The organism is Streptomyces sp. LMG1-1-1.1, assembly GCF_040815545.1.
GTDB lineage: Bacteria > Actinomycetota > Actinomycetes > Streptomycetales > Streptomycetaceae > Streptomyces.
Genome location: NZ_JBFPNH010000001.1, coordinates 579,217 through 604,300 on the forward strand (window position 1 = coordinate 579,217; position 25,084 = coordinate 604,300).

Sequence of the window (25,084 nt, forward strand, 5' to 3'; positions counted from 1 at the left end):
GCCCCGCACGGGGGGGGCGAGGAGCCCCCCGTGCGGGACCGTCAGGCGGTGTCGGACGGGAAGCGGACGAGCGGCCCCGGGTCCCGGGAGCCGAGCGGGGACATGCCGTCGTCCGCGCCGTGCCGGGCGAGGAGGTCCAGGACCAGCCGCCCGCGCCGGACGCGCTCACGGGCGGTGGCGAGGGCGTGCTCGCGCAGGTGGGCGCCGTACGGGTAGATGCCGGCCGCCCCGCTCAGGCCGAACTTCAGGTAGAGCGGCGCGCCCCGGCGGATCAACTCGGCCGCCTCGTACATCCGGACGTGGCCGCCGAGGTCGTCCGGCGCCTCGATGTACAGGTCCATCGGAGCCCGGCTGACCCGCCTGATCTCGGTGACGTGGGCGAGGGTCAGATCGGCGGGCACGTTCAGGGAGTCGGCGCCGAGCCGCTCGTGGACCGCGTACGCGGCCGGGTTGACCGGCCCGATCAGCGCGGACACCTTGAACGTCGTGTCGGCCGGCAACACCCCTTCCGTACGCAGCCGGTGCAGCGTCCAGAGCACCCCCTCGTCGGCGACCAGCAGGCACCGGACACCCAGCCGGGCGGCGCGCAGGGCGTCCTCCACGCAGCCGGCGAGCCCGTCGTGGCCGCGGGCGCGCGGGCCCGCACCGCCGGAGTCGGTCCGGGTGGCGGCGCCGGTGTCCCACGTGCCGCGCGGGCCGGTGAACAGGCACAGTTCGACCGCCCGTTCGGCGCAGGCGGCGACCATCTCGGAGATCTCGGCGTCGGTCAGCATCCAGACACCGCTGCCCTGGCTCACCCGGTGCACCGGCACGTCGAGCCGCTCGCTCTCCGCGAGCACCGCCGCCAGCGGCCCCGGGCCCTCGACTGAGGGGATCTCGGTGCGCCACCGCCCTCCGTCGGGGAAGGCGTGCGGCGAGGCGTCGGCGGGATCGACGGCGGGCGCGGGGTGGCCGATGCGGCGGAGCGCGTCGCCGCCGGGACGTCGGGGAGCCGGGCGGAGGGTCATCGCAATCCTCTGTTCGGTGGGACGGACGCGGTACGGGGAGTGGGGTGGGCGGACGCCGTGCGGCGGACGGTGTGCCCCGCTCAGGGCCGGAGGAGGACCTTGCCCGTCGCCGGGTCGCCGCCGCCCACCAGGGCGAGCGCCTCGCCGAACCGCTCCAGCGGGAAGGTGTGGGTGACGAGCGGGGCGGGGTCGAGCAGCCCCAGGGTGAGCGCGCGGACCGCGTCCGCCCAGGCGGCGGAGGACGCGCCGAAGACGCTGCGGACCTCCAACTGGCTGACGGAGAGGTGCACCGGGTCGATGCCCGTGGCCCCCGCCGCGAACATGCCGGTGAGCACGACCCGGCCGCCCCGGCGGGCGAGGAGGCAGGAGGAGGCGGCCGTGGTCGGCGCTCCCGCGGTCTCCACGACCAGGTCGAAGCGTCCCGTGTCGCCGTCGGCCTCCGACGGGGTGAGGGTCCGGGTCGCGCCGAACGCGAGGGCCCGCGCGGCCCGTTCGGACCTCGGGTCGACGACGGTCAGTTCGGCCGGCGAGGAGGCGGCGAGCCACTGGACGGCGAGCAGGCCGAGCGTGCCCGCGCCGACGACGGCGGTCCGCTCGCCGGGCCGAGGCCGTCCGGCCCGTACCGCGGCGGCGACGACCGCGGCGGGTTCGAGGAGCGCGGCGGCCCGCAGGTCCACTCCCTCGGGCAGCGGGTGCAGCAGGCGGGCGGGGACCACCAGGTGGTCGGCGAAGGCGCCGGGCTCGGTGAAGCCGGTCTCGGCGTACCCGGCGGCGCACAGGCTGGTCTCCCCGTACCGGCACCGCTCGCACGTCCCGCAGGACCGGAAGCCCTCCGCGACGCACGGCCGGCCCAGGAGCGCGGGGTCGACCCCGTCGCCCGCGGCCTCCACGGTCCCGGACCACTCGTGGCCCGGGACCACCGGGTAGCGGACGTAACCCGGGGCCCGGCGGCCCTCGTACAGCTCGCGGTCGCTCAGGCAGATCCCGGCGGCGGCGACCCGGACGCGGACCTCGCCGGGGCCCGGAGCGGGCAGCTCCCGCGCGACGAGCCGGTGGGCGCCGGGCCGTTCGACCACGATCGCGCGGCTGGAGGCGCCGCTCACTTCGGCTGCCTCCGCTCCCAGCCCTCGGCCCACAGGTCGAATCGGGCGCGCTGCTGCGGGAACTCGGCGGCCGCGTCGACGTCGAGTTCGACGCCGAGCCCCGGTTCGTGGGAGAGCGCGAAGCACCCGGTGTTCGGGTCGACCTCGGGCGCTCCGCGCACGACCTTCTTGATCTCCGCGTCCGCGAAGTCGTTGAAGTGCTCCAGGATCTTGAAGTTCGGTGTGCAGGCGGCGAGTTGGAGTGAGGCCGCGGTGAGGACGGAGCCGCCGACGTTGTGCGGGGCGACGAGGACGTAGTGGGTCTCGGCGGTGGCGGCGAGCTTGCGCGCCTCCAGGATGCCGCCGATGTGCCCGACGTCGGGCTGGACGATGTCCGCGGCCTGCGACTCGAAGAGCTCGCGGAACTCGATCCGGTCGTGGATCCGCTCGCCGGTCGCGATCGGCAGGTCCACCTTGTCGGCCACCTTCCGCAGGGCCTTGAGGTTCTCCGGCGGTACCGGTTCCTCCAGCCACGCGGGCCGGAACGGGGCGAGTTCGCGGGCGAGGCGGACCGCCGTCGCGGGGGAGAAGCGGCCGTGCATCTCCACCATCAGCTCCGTGTCCGGCCCGATCGCGTCCCGGACGGCCTCGATCAGCGCGACCGCCTCCCGCGAGCGCTCGGCGTCCAGCTCGTAGTGGCCGTTCCCGAACGGGTCGATCTTCAGGGCCCGGTAGCCGCGCTCCACGACCCCGCGGGCCGCCGCGTGGTAGGCCTCCGGGGTGCGTTCGGTGGTGTACCAGCCGTTGGCGTACGCCTTCACCCGGTCGGTCACCTTCCCGCCGAGCAGCTGCCAGACGGGCACGCCGAGCGCCTTGCCCTTGATGTCCCAGCAGGCCGTCTCGACGACCGCGATGCCGGACATGACGATCTCGCCGGCCCGCCCGAAGTCGCCGTACTTCATGCGCCGGACGAGATCCTCCACGGCGAACGGGTCGGATCCGGCGATGTGGTTGGCCTCCGCCTCGCGGAGGTAGCCGATCAGCGCGTCGGTGTGCCCGAGCATCCGGGTCTCGCCGACACCGGTGAGCCCCTCGTCCGTGTGGACGAGGACGTACGTGAGGTTGCGCCAGGGCGTGCCGACGACATGAGTGCTGATTCCCGTGATGCGCACGGTGGTTGCTCCGTTCGGACTGTCGAACACCGTTCGGTGTGGCGGCGGGCGTGACCGTAGGCAGCGGCCCGTGGGGGTGTCAACGGGACGGCGCCCGCGTTACTCTCTGTCCGCGATTTCGGTCGTGGTACGGAATATCGAACAGCGTGAGGGTGAGGTGGGGGCCATGGGACGACTCGTGCCCGCGGTGACCAGGGCGTTCGACATACTGGAGCTCTTCCTCCAGGGCGACGGCACCCTGTCCGCACCCGAGATCACCCGCAGGCTCGGGCTGCCGCGCACGACCACCCACGAGCTGGTCAGCACCCTGGCCGCCCGCAACTACCTCGTCCCGGTCCCCGAGCAGCCGGGCCGCTACCGCCTCGGCGTGCGGACGTACCAGCTCGGCAGCCGCTACGCCGAGCAGCTCGACCTCGCGGCCGAGGGCCGGCAGGTCGCCCACGAGGTGGCCGAGAGCTGCGGCGAGACCGTCCACGTGGCCCTCCTGGAGGACACGGACGTCATCTACGTCGCCAAGGTCGACTCGACTCACGCGGTACGGATGGTCTCGGCCGCCGGCCGCCGGCTCCCCGCCCACTGCACCGCCGTCGGCAAGATGCTCCTCGCCGCCCTGCCCGAGGCCGAGCTCGACGAGCGCCTCGAAGGCTGTGAGCTGGCCGCCATGACGCCCCGCAGCCTCACCGACCCGGACGGCCTGCGCGCCGCGCTCGCGGAGATCCGCATCCTCGGCGTCGCCCTGGAGCAGCAGGAGTCCAACCCCGACGTCAGCTGCGTCGCCGCCCCGGTCCGGGACCGCTCCGGCCGCGTCGTCGCGGCCCTGTCCATCTCGGTGCCGGTGCACCGCTGGACCGAGGACCGCGAGAACGAGCTCACCGCCCTCGCAGTGAAGGGCGCCGGCGAACTCTCGGCCCGCCTCGGCCACCGGCCCGCCGCACGCTGACCCGGGCGCGGGCGTCTCAGGACCCCGCATCGGCCTGCCCCGCGCGCCGGCCGTCCCGGCGTTCGCGGGGCTGGCGCATGCGGCTGACCGGGCCGAAGACCTCGCGGTCGTCGAGGAAGCCCTCCAGGGCGAAGGCGGCGGCGCCCCGGGTGACGGCGTTGTGCGGGACGGCGCTGCGCCGCAGCGTCGCGGCCCGGTGGGGCAGCGGCAGGGCGTGCCGGGTGACGGCCTCGTAGGCGGCGGTCAGGAGCCGCTCCCCGAGCAGGTCGACGACCTGGTTGCCGAGCACGAGCACCCGGGGGTTGAGCAGGTTGACCAGATTGGCCACCGCGGCGCCGAGGTAGCGCCCGGTCCGGTCGATGACGGCCGCGGCCACCGGGTCCTGCTCCGCCGCCGCGCGCGCCAGGGCCGCGACCGTGGCCGCGTCGTCCGGTCCGGTGGCCCGCTCGTCGCCGGGGGCGAGTTCGCGCCAGGTCTGGGCGATCCCGCGGGTGCTGACGTACGCCTCCACGCAGCCCCGGTTGCCGCAGGTGCAGAGCCGGCCGTCGAGCGCGAGGCAGGTGTGGCCCCACTCGCCCGCGCTGTTGGTGAACCCGCGGTAGAGCTGTCCGCCGATCGCGATCCCGGCGCCGACGCCGGCCCGCAGCGTCAGCACGACCAGGTCGTCCACCTCGCGTCCCGCGCCGAACCACAGCTCCGCGACCGTGCTGGCCCGCAGCGGGTTGTCCAGCCAGAGGGGCAGCCCCAGCCGCTCGTCGAGGAGCGCCCGCAGCGGCACCTCGTGCCAGGACCAGTACGGGGAGAACGACGAGACGCCGCCCTCGCGCTCCACCATGCCGGGCACGCTGACGCCGGCCCCGAGCACCCGCTCGCGGGGCACCCCGGAGCCGTCGAGCAGTTCCTCGACGCAGGCGGCGAGCTGTTCGACGACGTCGGCGGGCCGGACGTCGCCCGGCGGCAGGGGGCGCTCGACGGAGTGCCGGACCTCCAGGGCCAGGTCGAAGAGTTCGGCGTGCACCGAGGTCTCGGCGATGTCGATGCCGATGAGCGCGCCCCGCTCGGCGTTGACGGCGAGCCGGGCCCGGGGGCGGCCGCCGCTGGAGTCCTCGTGGCCCGCCTCCACGAGGACGCCGGCCTCCAGGAGTTCGGCGGTGAGGTTGGCGACGGTGGCGAAGGAGAGGCCGGTGGCCGCCGCGAGGTCCTGGCGGCTCATCGCACCGGTCCCGGCGTAGAAGCGCCGCAGCACCTCGAAGCGGTTGAGGCGGCGGATGTCCTGTGATGTCCGCTTGATCATCTGTGCTGTCCTCCGCTAGGGCATCCCGTCCGTGACGATCTTATTCGAAGGGTTGGAAGAAGCGGGCGCCGGGTTATTTACAACCGTTAGACGAACCCGTAGTTTTTTGCTCACCACGCCAGCACCCACCCCGCACCCGTGGTCGACCGAGGAGGCCAGATGCAGCACCTCAGGGCCGTGCCCTGCTCCCCCCTGCCCGGACGCCTGACGGAAGGGCCCGTCTGGGACCCCCGGCGCCACGAGCTGCTCTGGGTGGACATACCCGACGGGCTCGTCCACCGGGCGGCCCTGACGCCCGGCGGACCCGACGGCACCGGCGCCGACCTGCCCGACCTCGCGCCCGTCGCGACGCTCCGGCTCGACCGCCCCGTCGGCGCCGTCGTGCCCTGCGCCTCCGGCGCCCTGCTCGCCGCCGCCGGCACCTCCTTCCTGCACCTGGCCGAGGACCGCCCGGTCGCCGACGCCGTCGAAATCGCCGCACCCGTCCTCCCCGACGACGGCCTGCCCCGCCGGATGAACGACGCCGCCGTCGACCCCGCCGGCCGCCTCCTCGCCGGCACCATGGCGTACGACGAGAGCCCCGGCGCCGGCGCCCTCTACCGCCTCGACGGCGACGGCCTGGTCACCCTCCTCGACTCCGTCACCATCTCCAACGGCCTCGCCTGGAGCCCCGACGGCAGCCGCCTCTACTACGCCGACAGCCCCACCGGCCGCGTCGACGTCTTCGCCTACGACCCCGGCACCGGCGCCCTGAGCGACCGCAGGCCCTTCGCCGTCCTCGACCGCGGCGTCCCCGACGGCCTCACCGTCGACAGCGAAGGACGCGTCTGGGTCGCCGTCTGGGGCGGCGGCGAAGTCCTCGCCTTCACCGCCGACGGCACCCTCCACGCGCGCGTGGAGGTCGCCGCCTCCCACGTGACCAGCTGCGCCTTCGCCGGACCCGGGCTCGACGTCCTGGTCATCACCACGGCCACCGAGGGCCTCGACGAGGAACGCCTGCGCGCCGAACCCGACGCCGGCCGCCTCTTCGTGTGCCGCCCCGGGGCCACCGGCCTGCCCACCACCCCGTACGCCGACCGCTGAGCCGCACTCCGACAAGGAACCTTCCCATGACCACCCCGCACGAGGGGCTGTTCGCCGCCCTGGCGGCCGCCCCCGTCATCGCGATCCTCCGCTCCACCTCCGCCGACCGCTTCGCCGAGGTCACCGACACCCTCGTCGCGTCCGGCGTCCGCGCCGCCGAGTTCACCCTCACCACCCCGGGCGTGCTCGACGCGCTCCGGGAGTACGCCGCCGACGCCCCGCCCGGCCTCGCGCTCGGCGCCGGCACGGTCACCACCCCCGCCGAGGCCCAGGCCGCCGTCGAAGCCGGCGCCGCCTACCTCATCACCCCGACCACCTCCACCGAGGTCATCGCCGAGGCCGCCCGCCTGGACGTACCGGTGCTCCCCGGCGCCTACACGCCGACCGAGATCCTCACCGCCTGGCGGGCCGGCGCCACCATGGTGAAGCTCTTCCCCGCCGCCGCCGGCGGACCCGAGTACCTGCGCGCCGTCCGCGCCCCGCTGCCCGACGTGCCCCTCGTCCCGACCGGGGGCATCAGCGCCGCCGACGCCCCCGCCTACCTCGCCGCCGGCGCCGCCGCCCTCGGCATCGGCAGCCCCCTCGTGGGCGACGCCTGCGAAGGCGGCTCCCTCGCCGCGCTGACCGACCGCGCCGCCGCCTTCCTCGACGGGATACGCCGATGACGCACCCGCCCGAGTCCGGGACACCGGCACCGGGGCCGGACGCCAATCCCGCACCGGCAGCCCCTCACGCGCTGATGGCCCCTCACACACCGGCAGCCCCTCACGCACCGGCGGCACCGGCGCCCGGCCCGGCGGCGCCCCCGCCCGCGCTCTTCACCCTCGGCGAGGCCATGGCCGTCGCCGCGGCCCTCCAGCCCGGCCCGCTCGCCACCGGCGCGCCGCTCCGCCTCGGCTGGGCGGGCGCCGAGGCGACCGTCGCCATCGGGGTCGCCCGCCTCGGCCACCGGGCCGCGTGGACCGGCAGGGTCGGCGAGGACGCGGTGGGCGCGATGGTCCTCACCGGACTCCGCGCCGAAGGCGTCGACGTCTCCGGCGCCCGCACGGAACCGGCGGTGCCCACCGGGCTGATGCTCCGCGAGCGACGCACCGCCGACCGGCTGCGCGTCTCGTACTACCGGGCCGGTCTCGCGGGCTCCCGGCTCGCGCCCGCGGACCTCGACGAGGCCCGCATCGCCGGCGCCCGGATCCTCCACGTCACCGGCATCACCCCGGCGCTCGGCCCCACCGCCCGCGCCGCCGTCGAGCGCGCCGTCGTGGTCGCCCGGGCCGCCGGGGTCACCGTGTCGTTCGACGTCAACCACCGGGAGCGGCTCTGGAGCCGCGCCGAGGCGGCCGACGTGCTCGGCCGGCTCCTGCCGTACGCCGACATCGTCTTCGCCGGACCCGAGGAGGCCACCCTCTTCGTCCCCGAGGACCAGCCCGACCGGATGGCCCGGGCCCTGACCCGGTTCGGCCCCGGACAGGCGGTCCTCAAACTCGGCGCCAGGGGAGCCCTCGTGGCCGCCGGCGACGACCTGCACGTCCACGGCGCCGTGCCCGTCAGCGCCGTCGACCCCGTCGGCGCGGGCGACGCCTTCGTCTCGGGCTACCTCGCCGCCGTCCTCGACGGCTCCCCGGTCCAGGAACGCCTCCGCCTCGCCGCCCTCTGCGGAGCCTTCGCCGTCTCCGTCCCCGGCGACTGGGAAGGCCTCCCGCGCCGCGCCGAACTCGACCTGCTCGCCGCCCAGGACATCAGCCGCTGAGCCGTCGCGCCCGGCCCTCCCACCGTCCCCGCACACAGGAATCCGAACCCATGAACCGATTCTCCGGCCGGACGGCCCTCGTCACCGGTGCCGCCTCCGGCATCGGCGCGGCCAGCGCCGTCCGCCTCGCCGCCGAGGGCGCCTCGGTGGTCGTCTCCGACATCGCCGACGAGGCCGGTGAGGCCGTCGCCGCGGCGATCCGCGCCGACGGAGGCCGAGCGGCGTACGTACGCTGCGACGTCTCCTCCGAGGAGGACTGGACCGCCCTGCGCGAGGAGGCGCACACCCGCTTCGGGCCGGTCGCCGTCCTCCACAGCAACGCCTTCATCCACACGCCCGGCGCCGCCCACGAACTCCCCGTCGCCGTCTGGGACCGGGAGATGGCGGTCAACCTGCGGGCCCTGTACCTCGCCGCCCGCACCTTCCTCGACGACCTGCGCGCCGAGCGGGGCAGCGTCGTCGCCACGTCGAGCGTGCACGCCGACTTCGGGCTTCCGGGCTATCCCGCGTACGCCGCCGCCAAGGGCGGCATGTGCGCCCTCGTCCGCCAGTTCGCCGTCGAGTACGGACCGGACGTGCGCTTCAACTCCGTGCTGCCGGGCCCGATCCTCACCGACGTCTGGAACGACGTCGACGAGGAGGGGCGCCGTCTCTCCGCCGACGCGACCGCCCTCGCCCGGCTCGGCCGCCCCGAGGAAGTGGCCTCGGCCGTCGCCTTCCTGGCCTCCGCCGACGCCGCCTACATCACCGGAACGAACCTGGTCGTCGACGGCGGCTGGACCGTGAAGAAGGACTCCAAGTGAAGATCACCTCCCTGCGCACCTACCTCGTCGCCCCCCGCTGGTGCTTCCTGCGCGTCGACACCGACGAGGGCATCACCGGCTGGGGCGAGCCCGTCGTCGAGGGCCGCGCCCACACCGTCGCCGCGGCGGTCGAGGAGCTCTCCGACTACCTGATCGGCCAGGACCCGATGAAGATCGAGGACCACTGGCAGGTCCTCACCAAGGGCGGCTTCTACCGCGGCGGCCCCGTCCTCTCCAGCGCCGTCGCCGGTATCGACCAGGCTCTCTGGGACATCACCGGCAAGGCCCTCGGCGTCCCGGTCTGGCAGCTGCTCGGCGGCAACGTCCGCGACCGCGCGCGCGTGTACAGCTGGATCGGCGGCGACCGGCCCGACGAGGTCGCCTCGGAAGCCCTGGCCCGGAAGAACGAGGGCTTCACCGCGATCAAGATGAACGCCTCCGCGCAGCTGCGGCTCATCGACACCCCGGCGGCCGTCCACGGCATCGTCGACCGCGTCGCCTCCATCCGCGAGGCGGTCGGCGACGACTTCGACATCGCCATCGACTTCCACGGCCGCCTCACCGCGCCGATGGCCCGCCGGGTCCTGCCGCTCCTGGAGCCGTACCTGCCCTTCTTCGTGGAGGAGCCGGTCGTCCCCGAGCTGACCGACCGCATCGGCGACATCGTGCGCTCCACCTCCATCCCCATCGCGACCGGCGAACGGCTGTACTCCCGCTGGGACTTCAAAAAGGTCCTCGACCAGGGCATCGCGGTCGCGCAGCCGGACCTGTCGCATGCCGGCGGCATCTCGGAGGTGCGCAGGATCGCCGCCATGGCGGAGGCGTACGACGTCTCCCTCGCCCCGCACTGCCCGCTGGGGCCGATCGCGCTCGCCTCCTGCCTCCAGGTCGGCTTCGCCGCGCCGAACCTGCTGATCCAGGAGCAGAGCCTCGGCATCCACTACAACACCGGCTCCGACCTGCTCGACTACCTCGTCGACCCGTCGGTCTTCCGGTACGAGGACGGGCACGTGGGCCTGCCCACCGGCCCGGGTCTCGGCATCGAGGTCGACGAGAAGGCCGTCGAGCGGGCCGCCGAGGTGGGGCACCGCTGGCGGAACCCGGCCTGGCGTCGGGACGACGGCTCGCTGGCGGAGTGGTAGGGCGTCGCCTGGACGTACGGAAGGGGCGGGCTCGTTCACGAGCCCGCCCCTCGTCGTGGGTGGTGCGGTCAGCGGTGGGCCAGCCAGGCCGCCGCCGGGAGCAGCTTGCTGTCGTAGTCGAACAGGGCCTGGTTCTCCCAGCCGTTGCCGGACGCGGGGTCGGCCGGGTCCCAGCCGTTGCCCGTCACGGCCGTCCACGCCGGCTCCCAGTAGACGACGCCGAGGCCGCGGCCGTTCGGCACCGCCTCCACGACGTTCATGACGTCCCGCAGCCACGCCGACTGGCCGGCGCTGCTCGCCGGGTAGCCGGCGACGAGTTCGCTCGGCAGGTCGATGATGTTCTCGTGGGCGTCCTCGCTGTCCAGGCGGAACGGGTAGGCGGTCTCCGCGACCATCACCTTCTTGCCGTAGCGGGCCGAGATGTCGTCCAGGTTGGTCTGGAGCGAGGACAGGGCGCCGTGCCAGTAGCCGTAGAAGGAGAGGGCGATGACGTCGTACGTCACGCCCTGCGCGGTCGCGTTGTCGAACCAGGTGCGGTAGAGGGCGTTGTCGCCGCCGTGGGCGAGGTGCAGCGCGATCTGGGTGCTCGACGAGACGGCCTTGGCGGCGGAGACGCCTGACTTCAGCAGCCCGGCCAGCTGGGTCCAGTTGCTCGTGGAGCCCTCGGGCCAGAGCATGCCGGTGTCGATCTCGTTGCCGATCTGCACCATGTCGGCCGTGGTGCCCTGCGCCTTGAGGGCGTTGAGGACGTCGTACGTGTGGTTGTAGACGTCGGTCTTGAGCTGGCTGTACGAGTGGCCGGCCCAGGCGGCGGGCTTGGTCTGGGCGCCGGGGTCGGCCCATATGTCGGAGTAGTGGAAGTCGACGAGGAGCTTCATGCCCTGCGCCTTGATCTTCCGGGCGGTGGCGAGGACGCGGGCCTTGTCGTTGTAGCCGTCGGCCGGGTTCACCCACACCTTGAGGCGGCCGTAGTTCGCGCCCGCGCCCTTGAGGAGGGCGACCGCGTCACCGGTGGTGCCTGAGCTCGACTTGTAGGTCCCGCCGAGGTCCTCGCTCTTCTTGAGCGCGGAGAGGTCGACGCCCTTGACCGTGAGCCCGGTGGTGCCGGAGGTGAACGTCAGGTCGTCGACGTTGATCCAGTTCCCGGCGTTCGCGTCGGAGTTGACGCTGATCGTGCAGGCGCCGCCCGTCACGGTGATCGGCGTGACGATCCGTATCCAGGACGACGTGACCGGCAGGTCGGTGCGCTGTTCGGCGGAGCCGCAGTTGCGCAGGGCCAGATAGGCGGAGTTCTGCCCGCCGCCCGAGCGCACCCAGGCGCTCAGCGTGTACGTGCCGTTGGCGAGCCCGGACAGGTACTGGTACGTCTCCACCTTGTACGCGGTGGACGCCCAGTGACTGAGGCGGTAGCCGCCGCCGTGCCCGCCGGCCTCGGTGAACGAGGCGGCGTTCTGCCCGGCTGCGGAGTAGGTGGACCAGCCGGCCGGGGCGGCGGTGCCGGTGGCGTCGCTCTCGAACCCGGTGTTGGTGAGCGTGGCGGCCGCCTCGGCCCGCTGGGCGGCGGGCAGCGGGGCCAGCAGCAGGGCGGCGAGCGCCGCGACGACGGCTGCGGCTCGCGGGCGGATGCGGCTTCGGACGGGGTGCATCGTCGAGTCCCTTCGACGGTGGGTGGCGAGGAATGTGGAGCGGGTGGTTCCTTACGGGTGGTACGGCTCGCCCGGGGGCGGCGCAGCGGGTGCTGCCGCCCCCGGGGAGATCGGGGGGCCGGCCCGGAGGCAGGGGGGCCGGCGGGCCGCCGGGAGGCGACGGCCCGGTGGGGGAGGCGTGCGGTCAGGCGTCCAGGCGTACGACGCCGGTGGCACCGGCCGCGACGGTGAACTTCCCGTCGACCGGCGTGCCGGAGAGCAGTTCCACCCCGGCGCCGTCGAGCGGCACCACGGCGTCCTGGGCGGAGTGGTTGAGCGCGAAGAGGTACATCCGCCCGTCGTCCCCGGCGCGCCGTACGACCTCCACGTCGCGCGGGAGTCCGGTGCGCGCGGCGACCCCTGCGTCCGCGCAGGCGGCGGCGATGATCGCGTCCAGCGAGGCCGCGTCCAGTCGGGTGGAGACGTACCAGGCGGTGCCCCGGCCGAGCCGGTGCCGGGTGACCGCGGGCCCGCCGGCGGCCGGGCCGTCGGCGTACGTCCACACGGTCTCGGCCCCGCGCGGCCGGACGAACTCCGTCCAGACGTCGCCGGTGAGCGTGGCCCCGTCCGGCCCGGAGACCGTCACGCGCTGGTCGTCGAGGAGCGGGGACCACTCCTCGACGGTGAGGCCGAGGACGTCCCGCAGCGCGCCCGGGTAGGCGCCGGGGTGCACGGCGTCGTGCTCGTCGACGATGCCGGAGAAGTACGAGACGACGAGCGTGCCGCCGTTCTCCACGTACTCGCGCAGGTTCTGCCCGGCGGCCTCGGTGGTGAGGTAGAGCGCGGGGACGACGACCAGCGGGTAGCCGGAGAGGTCTGCCTCGGGGTGGGCGAAGTCGACGGTGAGGTGCCGGTCGTAGAGGGTCTCGTAGAAGCTGTCGGCGCGCTCGCGGGCCTCGTGGGCCTCGTTCGGCCGCCACTCCAGGTTCTGCGCCCACCAGGAGTGCCAGTCCCACAGCACGGCGACGTCCGGGACGGTCCGGGTGCCGCGGACCTCGGCCAGCGTGTCGAGGTCGGCCCCGAGGGCGACGACCTCGCGCCAGATCCGGGTGTCGGTGCCGCCGTGCGGGACCATCGCGGAGTGGAACTTCTCGGCGCCCTGCCGGGACTGGCGCCACTGGAAGAACATGGCGCCCTCGGAGCCGCGGGCGACGTGGGCGAGCGAGTTGCGGGCCATCTCGCCGGGGCGCTTGGCCGGGTTGCGGGCCTGCCAGTTCACCCCGGACGTGGAGTGCTCGAGGAGCAGCCAGGGAGCGCCGCCGGCGACGGAGCGGGTGAGGTCGGCGGCCATGGCCAGGTTGACGTGGGTGCGGCGGCCGTCGGTGATCAGGTAGTGGTCGTTGGTGACGAGGTCGACCTCGCGGCCCCAGGCCCAGTAGTCGATCGAGTCGCACTGGCTGAGCGCGGTCATGAAGTTCGTCGTGACGGGGATGCCGGGCGCCAGCTCGTGCAGGATGTCCCGTTCCGCCCGGAAGTTCTCCCGGATGGTGGCGTCGGCGAAGCGGCGGTAGTCGAGCTGCTGGGCGGGGTTGCCGACGGTGGGGGTGACGCGGGGCGGGTCGATCTCGTCGTACGAGGAGTAGCGCTGCCCCCAGAAGGCGGTGCCCCACGCCTCGTTCACCGCCTCCACGGAGCCGTGGGTCCGCTGGAGCCAGCGGCGGAAGTGGGCGGCGCAGTGGTCGCAGTAGCAGGCGCTGACGGGTACGCCGTACTCGTTGTGGACGTGCCAGAGGGCGAGTGCGGGGTGGCTGCCGTAGCGCCGGGCGAGTTCGGTGGTGATGCCGGCTGCGGCGGCGCGGTAGGCGGTGGAGCTGTGGCAGATCGCCCCGCGTGAGCCGTACGAGAAGCGCACGCCCTCGGCGGTGACGGGCAGTGCCTCGGGGTGGGCGCGGTAGAACCAGGCGGGCGGGGCCACGGTGGGCGTGCCCAGGTCGACCCGGATGCCGTGCTCGTGGAGCAGGTCGAGGAGCCGGTCGAGCCAGCCGAAGTCGTACCGGCCCGGCTCGGGCTCCAGGAGCGCCCAGGAGAAGATGCCGACGCTCACCATGGTGACGCCGGCCTCCCGCATCAGCCGGACGTCCTCCTGCCAGACGCTTTCCGGCCACTGTTCGGGGTTGTAGTCCCCGCCGAACGCGAGCCGGTGCAGGCCCTTGGGAGTGGTCTGCGGCATGAGTCTCTCCTGAAACCTCGAACGATGAAAGCTTCGGTTGCTTGGGAACGTGCACACACTCGATCTCGATGTGGCAACGCAACATAACCGCACACGAACAACCATTGACAAGTGTCTGGAACGTTTCTCTACTGTGAACGCTCACAGACGCATGACCGGCCTCCCCGTCGAGGGAGAGGCCCCTTTTTCGGTCAGGGAGAAGCACCCCATGCCTCACATCACGCGCCGCGGACTCGCCGCCGCCACCGCCGTCCTCCTCGGCGCCACCGGACTCACCGCCTGCGGATCCTCCGACTCGGGCGACAAGGCCGACTCCGGCCCCGTCTCGCTCACCTACTGGGCCTGGGCGCCCGGCATGGACAAGGTCGCGGCCCTCTGGAACGCCGAGCACCCCGACATCACGGTCACCGTGCAGAAGCAGGCCTCCGGCGACGACCTGGTCACCAAGATCATCACCGCGACGAAGGCGCACAAGGGGCCCGACCTCGTCCAGGCCGAGTACCAGGCCCTGCCGACCCTGGTCAGCAACGACTCCCTCGCCGACATCGCCTCCGAGGTCCCCGGCGTCAAGGACAAGTTCGCCCCCGGTATCTGGCAGCAGACCACCTTCGGCGGCGAGGCCGTATACGCCCTGCCCCAGGACTCCGGCCCGCTGATGTTCTTCTACCGCGAGGACCTCTTCCGGCAGTACGGCCTGACCGTCCCCACCACCTGGGACGAGTTCGCCGCCACGGCCCGCACCCTGAAGAAGAAGGCCCCCGGCAAGTCCCTGACCACCTTCTCCGCCAACGACTCCGGCCTGTTCGCCGGCCTCTCCCAGCAGGCCGGCGCCAAGTGGTGGAGCTTCGAGGGCGACACCTGGAAGGTCGGCATCGACGACGCCGCCACCCGGAAGGTCACCGACTTCTGGGGCGGCCTCGTCGCCGAAGGCGCCGTCGACAACCAGCCCATGTACACCCCCGCCTGGAACAAGGCCATGAACTCCGGCGACCAGCTCGCCTGGGTCAGCGCCGTCTGGGCCCCCGGCACCCTCACCACCGCCGCCCCCGACGGCAAGGGCAAGTGGGCCATGGCGCCGCTCCCGCAGTGGACCAAGGGCGAGAACACCACCGGCAGCTGGGGCGGCTCCTCCACCGCCGTCACCTCCGACTCGAAGCACAAGCAGGCCGCCGCCGAGTTCGCCGTCTGGCTGAACACCGACCCGAAGGCCCTCGCCGCCCTCGTCAAGGAGAGCGGCATCTACCCGGCCGCCACCGCGGCCCAGACCAGCGGCGCCCTCGCCAAGGCCCCCGACTACTTCGCCAACCAGCCCGACTTCTACACCCGCGCCGCCGAGATAGCGAAGACCACCGCCCCGGCCGCCTGGGGCCCCAACGTGAACGTCGCCTACACCGCCTTCAAGGACGAGTTCGGCAAGGCCGCCAAGGCCAAGTCCGGCTTCGACACCGCCCTCACCGCCCTGCAGACCGCCACCGTCGCGGACCTGAAGAAGCAGGGCTTCGAGGTCGCCAAGTGACGCAGCCCTCCCAGGGCGTGCGCCGGTCGTACGGGGTCAAGGCGGCCCCGTACGGCTTCCTCCTCCTCGCCGCCGTCCTCTTCGCCCTCTTCTTCGCGCTGCCCATCGGCTACGCGGTCTGGCTCAGCTTCCACAAGGTCGAGATCAAGGGCCTCGGCCTCGGCAAGGGCGCCAGGAGCGAGGTGTGGGCCGGTCTGCAGAACTACACGTCCACCCTCACCGACTCCGCGTTCCTGCACAGCGCCCTGCGCGTCCTCGGGTACGGCGCCATCGTCGTCCCCGTGATGCTCGGCCTCGCCCTGTTCTTCGCGCTGCTGCTCGACTCCGAGCGTGTCCGGGCCCGCTCCTTCGCCCGCCTCGCGATCTTCCTGCCGTACGCCGTCCCCGGCGTCATCGCGGCCGTCCTGTGGGGCTTCCTCTACCTGCCGGCCGTCAGCCCCTTCCACTACCTCCTCGACACGTTCGGGCTGCCGCAGCCGGACCTCATGGACGGCGGCCCGCTCTACCTCGCGATGTCCAACATCGCCGTCTGGGGCGGCACCGGCTTCAACATGATCGTCATCTACACGGCCCTGCGCTCCCTGCCCGCCGAGGTGTACGAGGCGGCGAAGCTCGACGGCTGCTCGGAACTCCAGATCGCGCTCCGGATCAAGATCCCGATGGTGGCGCCCTCGCTGGTGCTCACCTTCTTCTTCTCGATCATCGCGACCCTCCAGGTCTTCAACGAGCCCATGACGCTCAAGCCGCTCACGAACGGGATCCCCTCCGACTGGAGCCCGCTGATGAAGGTCTACAGCGACGCGTTCACCGGCGGGAACATCTACGCCGCCTCGGCCACCGCCGTGGTGCTCGCCCTCGCGACCTTCGCGCTCTCCTTCGCCCTCCTGAGGGTGTCCAACCGCCGCACCACGCAAGGAGCCAGCCGATGACCGGGCTCGCCTCCCCGTCCCGCCGCGCGGCGGCCCCGGCCGCCGGCACCACCCCCGGCACCTCCCAGGGCCCGCCCGCCGCCCCGGCCGGGAGGACCCCCGGCCCGCGCCGCACCGCCCTGCTGCCCACGGCCGCCCTCGTCCTCGGCGCGCTGTACTGCCTGCTGCCCGTCGCCTGGGTCGTGGTCGCCGCCACCAAGTCGGGCCAGGACCTCTTCTCCACCTTCACGTTCCTGCCCGGCGACGGCTTCGCCGACAACGTCGCCGACCTCAACGCGTACCGCGACGGCATCTACTGGCGCTGGATGGCCAACTCCGTCTTCTACGCGGGCCTCGGCGCCGTCCTCTCCACCGTCGTCTCCGCGTTCGCCGGCTACGCCTTCGCGATGTACCGCTTCCGCGGCCGCGAGGCGTTCTTCAACGTGATCCTCACCGGCGTCCTCATGCCGCCCGTCATCCTCGCCATCCCGCAGTACCTGCTGATGGCCGAGGCCGACCTCACGGACTCCTACGCGTCGGTCCTGCTCCCGCTGATCCTCTCCCCGTACGGCGTCTACCTCGGCCGCGTCTACGCCGAGGCCGCCATCCCCGTGGAACTGGTCGAGGCCGGGCGCATGGACGGCGCCGGCGAATGGCGGATCTTCCTGAGGATCGCCGTCCCCATGATGTCCCCGGGCCTGGTGACGGTCTTCCTCTTCCAGTTCGTCGCCATCTGGAACAACTTCCTGCTGCCGTTCATCATGCTCGGCGACGACGAGAAGTTCCCCATGACGGTGGGCCTGTTCACCCTCCTCAAGCAGGGCGCGAGCCAGCCCGCCCTCTACACCCTCGTCATCACCGGAGCCCTCCTCGCCGTCGTCCCGCTCATCGCCCTCTTCCTGGTCATCCAGCGCTTCTGGAGCCTCGATCTGCTCTCCGGCGCCGTAAAGTCCTGACCACAGGGGATCGAGGGGAAACACACAGCATGAGCACACCAGCGGGAAGGCGCCGACCGGCGACCATCCACGACGTGGCCCGCGAGGCCGGAGTCTCGCGCGGCACCGTCTCCCGTGTCCTCAACGGCGGCCACTACGTCAGCCCGACCGCCAAGGCGGCCGTCGACGCCGCGATCCGGAGAACGGGATACGTCGTCAACCGGCACGCCCGCTCGCTGATCACCGGCAAGTCCGACTCGGTCGCCTTCCTCCTGACCGAGCCGCAGGAGCGCTTCTTCGAGGACCCCAACTTCAACGTCCTCCTCCGGGCCTGCACCCAGGCCCTCGCCGCCCAGGACATCCCGCTCCTCCTGATGATCGCGGGCACCGAGGACGAACGCCGCCGCAACCTCCGCTACATCGAGGCCGGCCACGTCGACGGCGTCCTCCTCGTCTCCAGCCACTCCGGCGACCCCGTGGTGGCCCGGCTGCACGAGGCCGGCGTCCCCGTCGTCGCCTGCGGCAAACCGCTCGGCCAGACCGCCAAGATCGGCTACGTCGCCGCCGACGACCGCGACGGCGCCCGCGACATGGTCCGCCACCTGTACGCCTCCGGCCGGCGCCGGATCGCCACCGTCACCGGCCCCCTCGACACGCCCGGCGGCGTCGAGCGGCTCGCCGGCTACCGCGAGACCCTCGCCGAGTTCGGCCTGCCCGTCGACGAGACCCTCATCGCCGCCGGCGACTACAGCCGCGCCAGCGGCGAGGACGCGGCCCGCGCGCTCCTGGAACGCGCCCCGGACCTCGACGCCGTCTTCGTCGCCTCCGACCTCATGGCGCAGGGCGTCCTCGACACCCTCGCCCGCGCCGGCCGGCGCGTCCCCGAGGACATCGCCGTCGGCGGCTTCGACGACTCCCCGGCCGCCGTCTCGTCCCGTCCCTCGCTGACCACCATCCGCCAGCCCTGGGACCGGATCAGCACCGAGATGGTCCGCACCCTCCTGGCCCGCATAGCGGGCGAGGAGCCGGCGGCCGTCATCCTCCCGACGGAACTCGTCCGCCGCGAGTCGGCCTGATCGACGAGGCACCACCAGGCGTACCCGCACGGTGAACGGCCGGGCTCCTCCGGGAGCCCGGCCGTTCGCCGTCACCCCCCGCTCACCAGGATCACTTCGAGCGTCCGCGGCCCGTGCACCCCCTCCACCCGGTCCAGCTCGATGTCGCTCGTCGCCGACGGCCCCGAGATCCACGTCAGCGCGCGTCCCGGATCGAGCCGGGGAAGCGCCCGGGGGACCGACGTCACCACCTGCTCGGGCGCCCGCACCACGCAGACGTGCAGATCGGGCACGAGGGTGAGGGCCCGGCGCCCCTGTCCCGCACCGCCGTCGAGGACGATCGTTCCCGTCTCCGCGACCGCCAGCGCGCAGCCCGTCACCACCGCGTCGGCGGCGTCGAGCTCGTACGGGCTCAGCGGGGGCGCGTCGGTCCGTCGCTCGGCTTCCGTCGCGGCGAGCCACTCGTCGGGCAGTCCGGGCGGGACGACGACACTGCGCGCGCCGCGCTCCGCGAGCAGCCGGGCGATCAGCCCGGCCAGTCCGTCCGGCGCGGTCCGGTGCACATGCGCCCGGTAGTCGGCGAGGTTCTCGTGGAGCAGGTCGAGGACGGCGCCGGGGTCGTCCGCGACATGGTCGGCGCGGTAGGCGCGGGCCACCTCGGGCGCCTGCGGCGCGTCGGCGACGGCGGCGCGGATCCGGGCGAGGATCCGCGCGCGGGAGTCGGCCGTGTGCGGATCCTTCCTGCGGGGTTCCGTCATGTGCGGTTCCTCTTCCACCAGTCGCGGAACGGTTCGGCGGGTACGTCGGGCAGGTCGCGGTGGTCCGACCACGGGCCGGTGCCGGGGCCCGGCAGCCGCTTGGGGTGGAGGGTGCGGGTGGCGGAGGCGACGCGCTCGGCCGCCGCGAGCGCGTTCGGGTGGTCGAGGAGCCAGGTGGAGGCCTTGACGGCGGCCTTCTCCAGACGGTGGCCCCTGCCGCCCTGGTCGGCGACCCGCTCGCGCAGGTGCACCAGGACCTCGGGGATGTCGATGGCGACCGGGCACACCTCGTAGCAGGCGCCGCAGAGCGAGGAGGCGTAGGGGAGGGAGGCGTCGATCTCGCTCGTCGTGCCCCGGAGCTGGGGCGTGAGGATGGCGCCGATGGGGCCGGGATAGACGGAGCCGTACGCGTGCCCGCCGGCCCGCTCGTACACCGGGCAGACGTTGAGGCAGGCCGAGCAGCGGATGCAGCGCAGGGCCTGCCGTCCCACCTCGTCGGCGAGGGCGTCCGTGCGGCCGTTGTCGAGGAGCACCAGGTGGAAGGCGCGCGGGCCGTCGCCGTCCGTCGTGCCGGTCCACATGCTGGTGTACGGGTTCATGCGCTCGGCCGTCGAGGAGCGGGGGAGCGTCTGGAGGAACACCTCCAGGTCACGCCAGGTCGGGACGACCTTCTCGATGCCGACGACGGAGATGAGGGTCTCGGGCAGCGTCAGGCACATGCGGCCGTTGCCCTCGGACTCGACGACGACGAGGGTGCCGGTCTCGGCGACCATGAAGTTCGCCCCGGAGATCCCGACCCTGGCCCGCAGGAACTTCTCCCGCAGGTGCAGCCGGGCCGCCTCCGCGAGCTCGGCCGGGGTGTCGCTCAGCCCCTCGGGTGCGGGACGCCCCCAACGGCCCATCTTCTCGCGGAAGATGTCACGGATCTCGCCGCGGTTGCGGTGGATCGCCGGCACCAGGATGTGCGACGGGCGGTCGTCGCCGAGCTGCACGATCAGCTCCGCGAGGTCCGTCTCGTACGCGGCGATGCCCTCGGCCTCCAGATGCTCGTTGAGTCCGATCTCCTGGGTGGCCATCGACTTGACCTTGACGACCTCGGTCTCACCGGTGGCCTTCACCAGCTCCGTGACGATCCGGTTCGCCTCGTCCGCGTCGGCGGCCCAGTGCACGGTGCCGCCGGCGCCCGTCACCGCCTCCTCCAACTGGAGCAGGTACACGTCGAGGTGACGGAGCGTCCGGTCCTTGATCTCCTTCCCGGCCTGGCGCAGCGCGGCCCAGTCGTCCAACTCGGCCACGGCACGCGCCCGCTTGTCCCGGATCGTGTGCGTGGCGTGCCGGAGGTTCGCCCTCAGGGTCGTGTCGCCGACCGCCGTGTGCGCCGCCTTCGGGAAGGACGGCATGCCGACGAAGGCCCGCCCGTCGCCCGACCACCGCCCCTCATTGTGGGCTGACGCGCGCCCCTTCTCGTCACTCATCGCCAGGGCTCCTCTTCGGTGCTCGCCAGGATCTCCGCCAGGTGCAGCGCCCGCAGCGGCGCCGCCTGCCGCCTCAGCATCCCGCCCACGTGCAGCAGGCAGGAGTTGTCGGCGCCGCACAGCACCTCGGCGCCGGTGGACAGCGCGTTCGCGATCTTGTCGGCGCCCATCGCCGCCGAGACGTCCGGGTTCTTCACCGCGAAGGTGCCGCCGAAGCCGCAGCACTCCTCCGCACCGGGCAGCTCCACGAGCTCCAGGCCCTTCACCGCTTCGAGGAGCCGCCGCGGCCGCTCCCCGAGGCCGAGCAACCGCAGCCCGTGGCAGGACGGGTGGTAGGTGACCTGGTGCGGGAAGTACGCGCCGACGTCCGTGACCCCCAGGACGTCCACGAGGAACTCCGTCAGCTCGTACGTCCGCGGGCCCAGGCCCGCCGCCTCCTCGCCGAACCCCGGGTAGTGGTGGCGGACCATCGCCGCGCACGAGCCGGACGGGGTGACCACGTGGTCGTACCCGTCGAAGGCCCGGACCGTGCGGCGCACCAGCGGCGCGGTGTCGGCCCGGTAGCCGGTGTTGAACTGGGGCTGCCCGCAGCAGGTCTGCCCGGCGGGGAAGTCGACGTCCACGCCCAGCCGTTCGAGGAGCCGGACCGTGGCCACGCCCGTCGCCGGGAAGACGGCGTCGTTGACGCAGGTGACGAAGAGGGCGACGCGCATCACGGGTTCCTCGGGGACGGTTCGAGTCGGGCGGCGGCCGCGTCCCAGGCGGCACGGGCGGCAGGGTCATTCTGCGGTACGTGGCGGCGCGTCGGCTGGGTACGCGCCACGAGCGCGCGCATCGAGGCGAGGTCGCCGACGAGGCCGGCGGCGCGTGCCTGGACGAGGACGTTGCCCAGCGCGGTGGCCTCCACGGGACCGGCGACCACCGGCAGCCCGGTGGCGTCCGCCGTCAGCCGGCAGAGCAGTTCGTTGCGGGCTCCGCCGCCCACCAGGTGGATCCGGGTGATCTCCCGGTCCGCGAGCTCACCGGCCCGCCGCAGTGCGCGCCGGTGGGCGAGGGCCAGGCTCTCCAGGACGCAGCGGACCACCGCCCCCCGGCTCGTCGGGGCGGGCTGCCCGGTGCGGCGGCAGTACGCCCGTATCCGCTCCGGCATGTCGCCGGGCGCGAGGAACTCCGGCGCGTCCGGGTCGACGACCGGCCCGAACGGCTCCGCGCGCGCCGCGTCCGCCAGGAGGTCGTCGAGGCCGGCCGGCAGCCCCTGCGCCGCCCAGGTCCGGCGGCACTCCTCCAGGAGCCACAGCCCCATGATGTTGCGCAGGTAGCGGACGGTGCCGTCGATCCCGCGCTCGTTGGTGAAGCCGGCGGCCCGGGACTCCTCGGTGAGCACCGGCGCGTCGAGTTCGAGCCCGGCGAGCGACCAGGTGCCGCAGGAGACGAAGGCGGCGCCCGGGGCGGTCGCGGGTACGGCGGCGACGGCCGAGGCGGTGTCGTGCGAGGCGACCGTCGTCACCGGTGTCCCGGCCGCGAGCCCGGTGAACTCGCTGACGTAGGGCAGGAGTTCGCCCGCCGGGTCGCCGGGGGAGCGCAGGGCGGGCAGGAGGTCGGGGTCGAGCGCGAGCCGGCCGAGCAGCTCCGTGGACCAGGTGCCGGTCCTGGCGTCGAGGAGCCCCGTCGTCGACGCGTTCGTCTCCTCGGTGCCGACCGTCCCCGTCAGCCAGTGGACCATCAGGTCAGGAATGAGCAACAGGGTGCGTGCGGACCTCAGTTGACTCGTTCCCGCGGCAGCGGCCAGCTGGTAGACGGTGTTGAACGGGAGGTGCTGGAGGCCGTTGACCCGGTAGAGCTCCGCCGGGCCCAGCTTCCTGCGCACCTTCTCCGCGACACCGTCCGTGCGCCGGTCGCGGTAGTGGAACGGCGGGCCGAGCAGCGTGCCGTCGGCGTCGAGGAGGCCGTAGTCCACCGCCCAGGAGTCGACGCCGATCGAGTCGACCCCGCCGGCGCGGGCGGCGGCGCGCAGGCCGTCCAGGACCCCGCCGAAGAGGGCGAGGACGTCCCAGCGCAGTCCGTCGGGCAGCGGTACCGGGGTGTTGGGGAACCGGTGGACCTCGGTGAGGTCGAGCAGTCCGGGCGCGACGCGCCCCACCATCACCCGTCCGCTGGTGGCGCCGAGGTCCGCCGCGGCGAAGACGCCGTGGGGTCCGCTCATCGCAGGAAGGCCGCGGCCACGCCCGCGTCCACCGGCACGTGCAGCCCGGTCGTGTGGCTCAGGTCGCCGCCGGTCAGCGCGAAGACCGCGTTGGCCACGTGCTCGGGCAGCACCTCCCGCTTGAGGAGCGTCCGCCCGGCGTAGAACGCGCCGAGCTCCTCCTCCTCGATGCCGTACGTGGCGGCCCGCTGGGCGCCCCAGCCGGCGGAGAAGATGCCCGAACCGCGCACCACGCCGTCCGGGTTGACGCCGTTGACGCGGATGCCGTGCCCGCCCAACTCGGCGGCGAGCAGGCGGACCTGGTGGGCCTGGTCGGCCTTGGTGGCGGAGTAGGCGATGTTGTTCGGGCCGGCGAACACGGCGTTCTTGGACGCGATGTAGACGATGTCGCCGCCCAGTCCCTGGGCGGTCATGACCCGCGCCGCCTCCCGGGACACCAGGAACGAACCCCGGGCCATGACGGCGTGCTGGACGTCCCAGTCCCGTGCCGTCGTGTCGAGCAGCGGCTTGGAGATCGAGATGCCGGCGTTGTTGACGACCAGGTCGACCCCGCCGAAGGCGAGCGCCGCCGTACGGAACGCCGCGCCGATCTCCTCCTCCGAGGTGACGTCCACGGCGACGGCCACCGCCTTGTCGGGGCCGCCCAGTTCGCCGGCGACGACCTCGGCGCCGTCCGCGTTCACGTCGGCGACGACCACGCAGGCGCCCTCGGCGGCCAGGCGGTGCGCGATGGCCCGGCCGATGCCGCTGCCCGCGCCCGTCACGAGCGCGACCCTGGTCGCCAGCGGCCGGGGCTTCGGCATCCGCCGCAGCTTGGCCTCCTCCAGGTCCCAGTACTCGATGCGGAACTTCTCCGACTCCTCGATCGGCGCGTACGAGGACACCGCCTCGGCGCCCCGCATCACGTGGATCGCGTTGACGTAGAACTCGCCCGCGACCCGCGCGGTCTGCTTGTCGCGGCCGAAGGAGAACATGCCCACGCCGGGCACCAGCACGATCGCCGGGTCCGCGCCCCGCAGCGCGGGGGAGTCCCCGTCGGCGTGCCGCGCGTAGTAGGCCGCGTACTCCTCGCGGTACGCGGTGTGCAGCTCCCGCAGCCGGGCGACGGCCTGCGCGAGCGGCACGTCGGCGGGCAGGTCGAGGACGAGCGGCCGGACCTTCGTGCGCAGGAAGTGGTCGGGGCAGGAGGTCCCGAGGGCCGCGAGCCGGGGGTGCTCCGCGCGCGCCAGGAAGTCCAGCACCGCCTCGGAGTCGGTGAAGTGGCCGACCTGCGGGTGGTCCTGGGAGGCGAGCCCCCGCACGTACGGGGCGAGCGCCGCGGCGCGCTCCCGGCGCCGCGCCTCGGGCAGGGCCGCGTACCCCTCGACGACCGGTCCGAACGGCTCGGGGCGGCCCCGTTCGGCGAGGAAGGCCTCGGCGGTCCTGATCATGAGGAGCGCGTTGCGTTCGCACTCGTCCGAGGTCGCGCCCCAGGCCGTGATGCCGTGACCGCCGAGGACGCAGCCGATCGCCCGCGGCTCGGCCGCCTTCACGGCGGCGATGTCCAGGCCCAGTTGGAAGCCGGGGCGGCGCCACGGCACCCACGCCACCGCGTCGCCGAAGCACTCGCGGGTCAGCTTCTCGCCGTCGGCGGCGCAGGCGAGCGCGATCCCCGCGTCCGGGTGGAGGTGGTCGACGTGGTCCGCGTCCACCAGGCCGTGCATGGCGGTGTCGATGGAGGGGGCCGCGCCGCCCTTGCCGTACAGGCAGTGGTCGAAGGCGGCGACCATCTCGTCCTCGCGCTCGACGCCCGGGTAGACGTCCACGAGGGCGCGCAGCCGGTCGAGGCGGAGCACCGCGAGCCCGTCCTCGGTGAGGGTGCCCAGGTCGCCGCCGGAGCCCTTGACCCACATCAGGGTGGTCTCGCCGCCGGTGACGGGGTCGGTGACGGTGCCCTTGGCGGAGGTGTTGCCGCCCGCGTAGTTGTTGGTGCGGGGGTCCGAGCCGAGCCGGTGGGACCGGCCGAGCAGGGAGCTGACGTCGGGGTGGGGCGCGGAGGCCATGGGATCTTCCTTCGGGCGAGGTGCGGTGCCGGGCGTCGCGGGCCCGGCCTGATCGGCGGGACACCCC

Annotated in this window: 21 protein-coding genes; 10 read left to right on the forward strand and 11 right to left on the reverse strand. The window is 73.6% G+C overall.

Annotated elements, in window-relative coordinates:
• Positions 1 to 41 precede the first annotated feature (41 nt).
• From MRBLMG1_RS02365 to MRBLMG1_RS02375, 3 genes are all read right to left on the reverse strand, one after another.
• The gene (locus MRBLMG1_RS02365; protein WP_367820146.1) at positions 42 to 1,007 is read right to left on the reverse strand and encodes a hypothetical protein; all 966 of its coding nucleotides are present in this window, start codon (positions 1,005 to 1,007) and stop codon (positions 42 to 44) included.
• A gap of 80 nt (positions 1,008 to 1,087) precedes the next feature.
• A complete protein-coding gene (locus MRBLMG1_RS02370) occupies positions 1,088 to 2,110 on the reverse strand; it encodes a zinc-dependent alcohol dehydrogenase (RefSeq protein WP_367820148.1) in 1,023 nt (340 codons plus the stop codon).
• Positions 2,107 to 3,261 (reverse strand): mandelate racemase/muconate lactonizing enzyme family protein, encoded by a 1,155-nt coding sequence (locus MRBLMG1_RS02375; protein WP_367820150.1) that lies wholly within the window; start codon positions 3,259 to 3,261, stop codon positions 2,107 to 2,109. Before MRBLMG1_RS02375 ends, MRBLMG1_RS02370 begins: the two co-directional genes overlap by 4 nt.
• A 166-nt stretch (positions 3,262 to 3,427) precedes the next feature.
• On the opposite strand from MRBLMG1_RS02375, the gene MRBLMG1_RS02380 reads away from it, so the two are divergent.
• Positions 3,428 to 4,201, forward strand: coding sequence for an IclR family transcriptional regulator (locus MRBLMG1_RS02380; RefSeq protein ID WP_367820152.1), 774 nt, complete (start codon positions 3,428 to 3,430; stop codon positions 4,199 to 4,201).
• Positions 4,202 to 4,217: 16 nt separating this feature from the next.
• Here MRBLMG1_RS02380 and MRBLMG1_RS02385 read toward each other — a convergent pair whose 3' ends face one another.
• Positions 4,218 to 5,495 carry an ROK family protein gene (locus tag MRBLMG1_RS02385; RefSeq protein WP_367820154.1) on the reverse strand — a complete coding sequence of 426 codons (1,278 nt, stop codon included), beginning with the start codon at positions 5,493 to 5,495 and terminating at the stop codon, positions 4,218 to 4,220.
• A 159-nt stretch (positions 5,496 to 5,654) separates the two neighbouring features.
• Between MRBLMG1_RS02385 and MRBLMG1_RS02390 the strand changes: the two genes are divergently transcribed.
• From MRBLMG1_RS02390 to dgoD, 5 genes are all read left to right on the forward strand, one after another.
• Complete coding sequence (locus MRBLMG1_RS02390; protein WP_367820156.1) at positions 5,655 to 6,578, forward strand: SMP-30/gluconolactonase/LRE family protein; 924 nt, start codon at positions 5,655 to 5,657, stop codon at positions 6,576 to 6,578.
• A gap of 26 nt (positions 6,579 to 6,604) precedes the next feature.
• Positions 6,605 to 7,243 (forward strand): bifunctional 4-hydroxy-2-oxoglutarate aldolase/2-dehydro-3-deoxy-phosphogluconate aldolase, encoded by a 639-nt coding sequence (locus MRBLMG1_RS02395; protein ID WP_367820157.1) that lies wholly within the window; start codon positions 6,605 to 6,607, stop codon positions 7,241 to 7,243.
• 74 nt (positions 7,244 to 7,317) lie between these two features.
• Positions 7,318 to 8,325, forward strand: coding sequence for a sugar kinase (locus MRBLMG1_RS02400; protein ID WP_367820159.1), 1,008 nt, complete (start codon positions 7,318 to 7,320; stop codon positions 8,323 to 8,325).
• 50 nt (positions 8,326 to 8,375) lie between these two features.
• The gene (locus MRBLMG1_RS02405) at positions 8,376 to 9,128 is read left to right on the forward strand and encodes an SDR family NAD(P)-dependent oxidoreductase (RefSeq protein ID WP_367820160.1); all 753 of its coding nucleotides are present in this window, start codon (positions 8,376 to 8,378) and stop codon (positions 9,126 to 9,128) included.
• Complete coding sequence (gene dgoD, locus MRBLMG1_RS02410) at positions 9,125 to 10,270, forward strand: galactonate dehydratase (RefSeq protein WP_367820162.1); 1,146 nt, start codon at positions 9,125 to 9,127, stop codon at positions 10,268 to 10,270. Before MRBLMG1_RS02405 ends, dgoD begins: the two co-directional genes overlap by 4 nt.
• 68 nt (positions 10,271 to 10,338) lie before the next feature.
• Here the strand turns inward: dgoD and MRBLMG1_RS02415 are convergent, their stop codons facing one another.
• Both MRBLMG1_RS02415 and MRBLMG1_RS02420 read right to left on the reverse strand, forming a co-directional pair.
• Entirely contained in the window at positions 10,339 to 11,916 is a 1,578-nt protein-coding gene (locus MRBLMG1_RS02415) for a glycoside hydrolase family 53 protein (protein ID WP_367820163.1), read from the reverse strand.
• A 184-nt stretch (positions 11,917 to 12,100) separates the two neighbouring features.
• Complete coding sequence (locus tag MRBLMG1_RS02420; RefSeq protein ID WP_367820165.1) at positions 12,101 to 14,125, reverse strand: beta-galactosidase; 2,025 nt, start codon at positions 14,123 to 14,125, stop codon at positions 12,101 to 12,103.
• A gap of 208 nt (positions 14,126 to 14,333) precedes the next feature.
• On the opposite strand from MRBLMG1_RS02420, the gene MRBLMG1_RS02425 reads away from it, so the two are divergent.
• From MRBLMG1_RS02425 to MRBLMG1_RS02440, 4 genes are read left to right on the forward strand one after another with little or no spacing between them, the layout of a single operon-like run.
• Positions 14,334 to 15,641: an ABC transporter substrate-binding protein gene (locus MRBLMG1_RS02425; RefSeq protein ID WP_367820167.1), complete on the forward strand. Its 1,308-nt coding sequence runs from the start codon at positions 14,334 to 14,336 to the stop codon at positions 15,639 to 15,641.
• Positions 15,638 to 16,570, forward strand: a complete 933-nt coding sequence (locus tag MRBLMG1_RS02430) for a carbohydrate ABC transporter permease (protein WP_367820169.1) — start codon at positions 15,638 to 15,640, stop codon at positions 16,568 to 16,570. Before MRBLMG1_RS02425 ends, MRBLMG1_RS02430 begins: the two co-directional genes overlap by 4 nt.
• On the forward strand, positions 16,567 to 17,505 hold the full coding sequence (locus MRBLMG1_RS02435) for a carbohydrate ABC transporter permease (RefSeq protein WP_367820171.1): 939 nt from the start codon (positions 16,567 to 16,569) through the stop codon (positions 17,503 to 17,505). The genes MRBLMG1_RS02430 and MRBLMG1_RS02435 overlap by 4 nt, the downstream gene beginning before the upstream one ends.
• 29 nt (positions 17,506 to 17,534) lie before the next feature.
• Positions 17,535 to 18,560 (forward strand): LacI family DNA-binding transcriptional regulator, encoded by a 1,026-nt coding sequence (locus tag MRBLMG1_RS02440; protein WP_367820173.1) that lies wholly within the window; start codon positions 17,535 to 17,537, stop codon positions 18,558 to 18,560.
• Between the two features lie 71 nt (positions 18,561 to 18,631).
• On the opposite strand, the gene MRBLMG1_RS02445 is transcribed toward MRBLMG1_RS02440, so the two are convergent.
• The 5 genes from MRBLMG1_RS02445 to MRBLMG1_RS02465 all read right to left on the reverse strand — a co-directional run bounded on the left by MRBLMG1_RS02445 (position 18,632) and on the right by MRBLMG1_RS02465 (position 25,017).
• Positions 18,632 to 19,297, reverse strand: a complete 666-nt coding sequence (locus tag MRBLMG1_RS02445) for a LutC/YkgG family protein (protein ID WP_367820174.1) — start codon at positions 19,295 to 19,297, stop codon at positions 18,632 to 18,634.
• On the reverse strand, positions 19,294 to 20,697 hold the full coding sequence (locus MRBLMG1_RS02450) for a LutB/LldF family L-lactate oxidation iron-sulfur protein (RefSeq protein ID WP_367820321.1): 1,404 nt from the start codon (positions 20,695 to 20,697) through the stop codon (positions 19,294 to 19,296). Before MRBLMG1_RS02450 ends, MRBLMG1_RS02445 begins: the two co-directional genes overlap by 4 nt.
• Before the next feature lie 71 nt (positions 20,698 to 20,768).
• Positions 20,769 to 21,485, reverse strand: a complete 717-nt coding sequence (locus tag MRBLMG1_RS02455) for a (Fe-S)-binding protein (RefSeq protein ID WP_367820176.1) — start codon at positions 21,483 to 21,485, stop codon at positions 20,769 to 20,771.
• Entirely contained in the window at positions 21,485 to 22,975 is a 1,491-nt protein-coding gene (locus MRBLMG1_RS02460; protein ID WP_367820178.1) for a rhamnulokinase, read from the reverse strand. Before MRBLMG1_RS02460 ends, MRBLMG1_RS02455 begins: the two co-directional genes overlap by 1 nt.
• A complete protein-coding gene (locus MRBLMG1_RS02465; protein ID WP_367820179.1) occupies positions 22,972 to 25,017 on the reverse strand; it encodes a bifunctional aldolase/short-chain dehydrogenase in 2,046 nt (681 codons plus the stop codon). Before MRBLMG1_RS02465 ends, MRBLMG1_RS02460 begins: the two co-directional genes overlap by 4 nt.
• Between the last annotated feature and the right edge of the window lie 67 nt (positions 25,018 to 25,084).

Coding starts and splice junctions, on each gene's coding strand:
- MRBLMG1_RS02365 (WP_367820146.1), bottom strand. CDS start 1,007: ATGACCCTCCGCCCGGCTCCCCGACGTCCCGGCGGCGACGCGCTCCGC.
- MRBLMG1_RS02380 (WP_367820152.1), top strand. CDS start 3,428: ATGGGACGACTCGTGCCCGCGGTGACCAGGGCGTTCGACATACTGGAG.
- MRBLMG1_RS02385 (WP_367820154.1), bottom strand. CDS start 5,495: ATGATCAAGCGGACATCACAGGACATCCGCCGCCTCAACCGCTTCGAG.
- MRBLMG1_RS02390 (WP_367820156.1), top strand. CDS start 5,655: ATGCAGCACCTCAGGGCCGTGCCCTGCTCCCCCCTGCCCGGACGCCTG.
- MRBLMG1_RS02395 (WP_367820157.1), top strand. CDS start 6,605: ATGACCACCCCGCACGAGGGGCTGTTCGCCGCCCTGGCGGCCGCCCCC.
- MRBLMG1_RS02400 (WP_367820159.1), top strand. CDS start 7,318: ATGGCCCCTCACACACCGGCAGCCCCTCACGCACCGGCGGCACCGGCG.
- MRBLMG1_RS02405 (WP_367820160.1), top strand. CDS start 8,376: ATGAACCGATTCTCCGGCCGGACGGCCCTCGTCACCGGTGCCGCCTCC.
- MRBLMG1_RS02415 (WP_367820163.1), bottom strand. CDS start 11,916: ATGCACCCCGTCCGAAGCCGCATCCGCCCGCGAGCCGCAGCCGTCGTC.
- MRBLMG1_RS02420 (WP_367820165.1), bottom strand. CDS start 14,125: ATGCCGCAGACCACTCCCAAGGGCCTGCACCGGCTCGCGTTCGGCGGG.
- MRBLMG1_RS02425 (WP_367820167.1), top strand. CDS start 14,334: ATGCCTCACATCACGCGCCGCGGACTCGCCGCCGCCACCGCCGTCCTC.
- MRBLMG1_RS02435 (WP_367820171.1), top strand. CDS start 16,567: ATGACCGGGCTCGCCTCCCCGTCCCGCCGCGCGGCGGCCCCGGCCGCC.
- MRBLMG1_RS02440 (WP_367820173.1), top strand. CDS start 17,535: ATGAGCACACCAGCGGGAAGGCGCCGACCGGCGACCATCCACGACGTG.
- MRBLMG1_RS02445 (WP_367820174.1), bottom strand. CDS start 19,297: ATGACGGAACCCCGCAGGAAGGATCCGCACACGGCCGACTCCCGCGCG.
- MRBLMG1_RS02450 (WP_367820321.1), bottom strand. CDS start 20,697: ATGCCGTCCTTCCCGAAGGCGGCGCACACGGCGGTCGGCGACACGACC.
- MRBLMG1_RS02455 (WP_367820176.1), bottom strand. CDS start 21,485: ATGCGCGTCGCCCTCTTCGTCACCTGCGTCAACGACGCCGTCTTCCCG.
- MRBLMG1_RS02460 (WP_367820178.1), bottom strand. CDS start 22,975: ATGAGCGGACCCCACGGCGTCTTCGCCGCGGCGGACCTCGGCGCCACC.
- MRBLMG1_RS02465 (WP_367820179.1), bottom strand. CDS start 25,017: ATGGCCTCCGCGCCCCACCCCGACGTCAGCTCCCTGCTCGGCCGGTCC.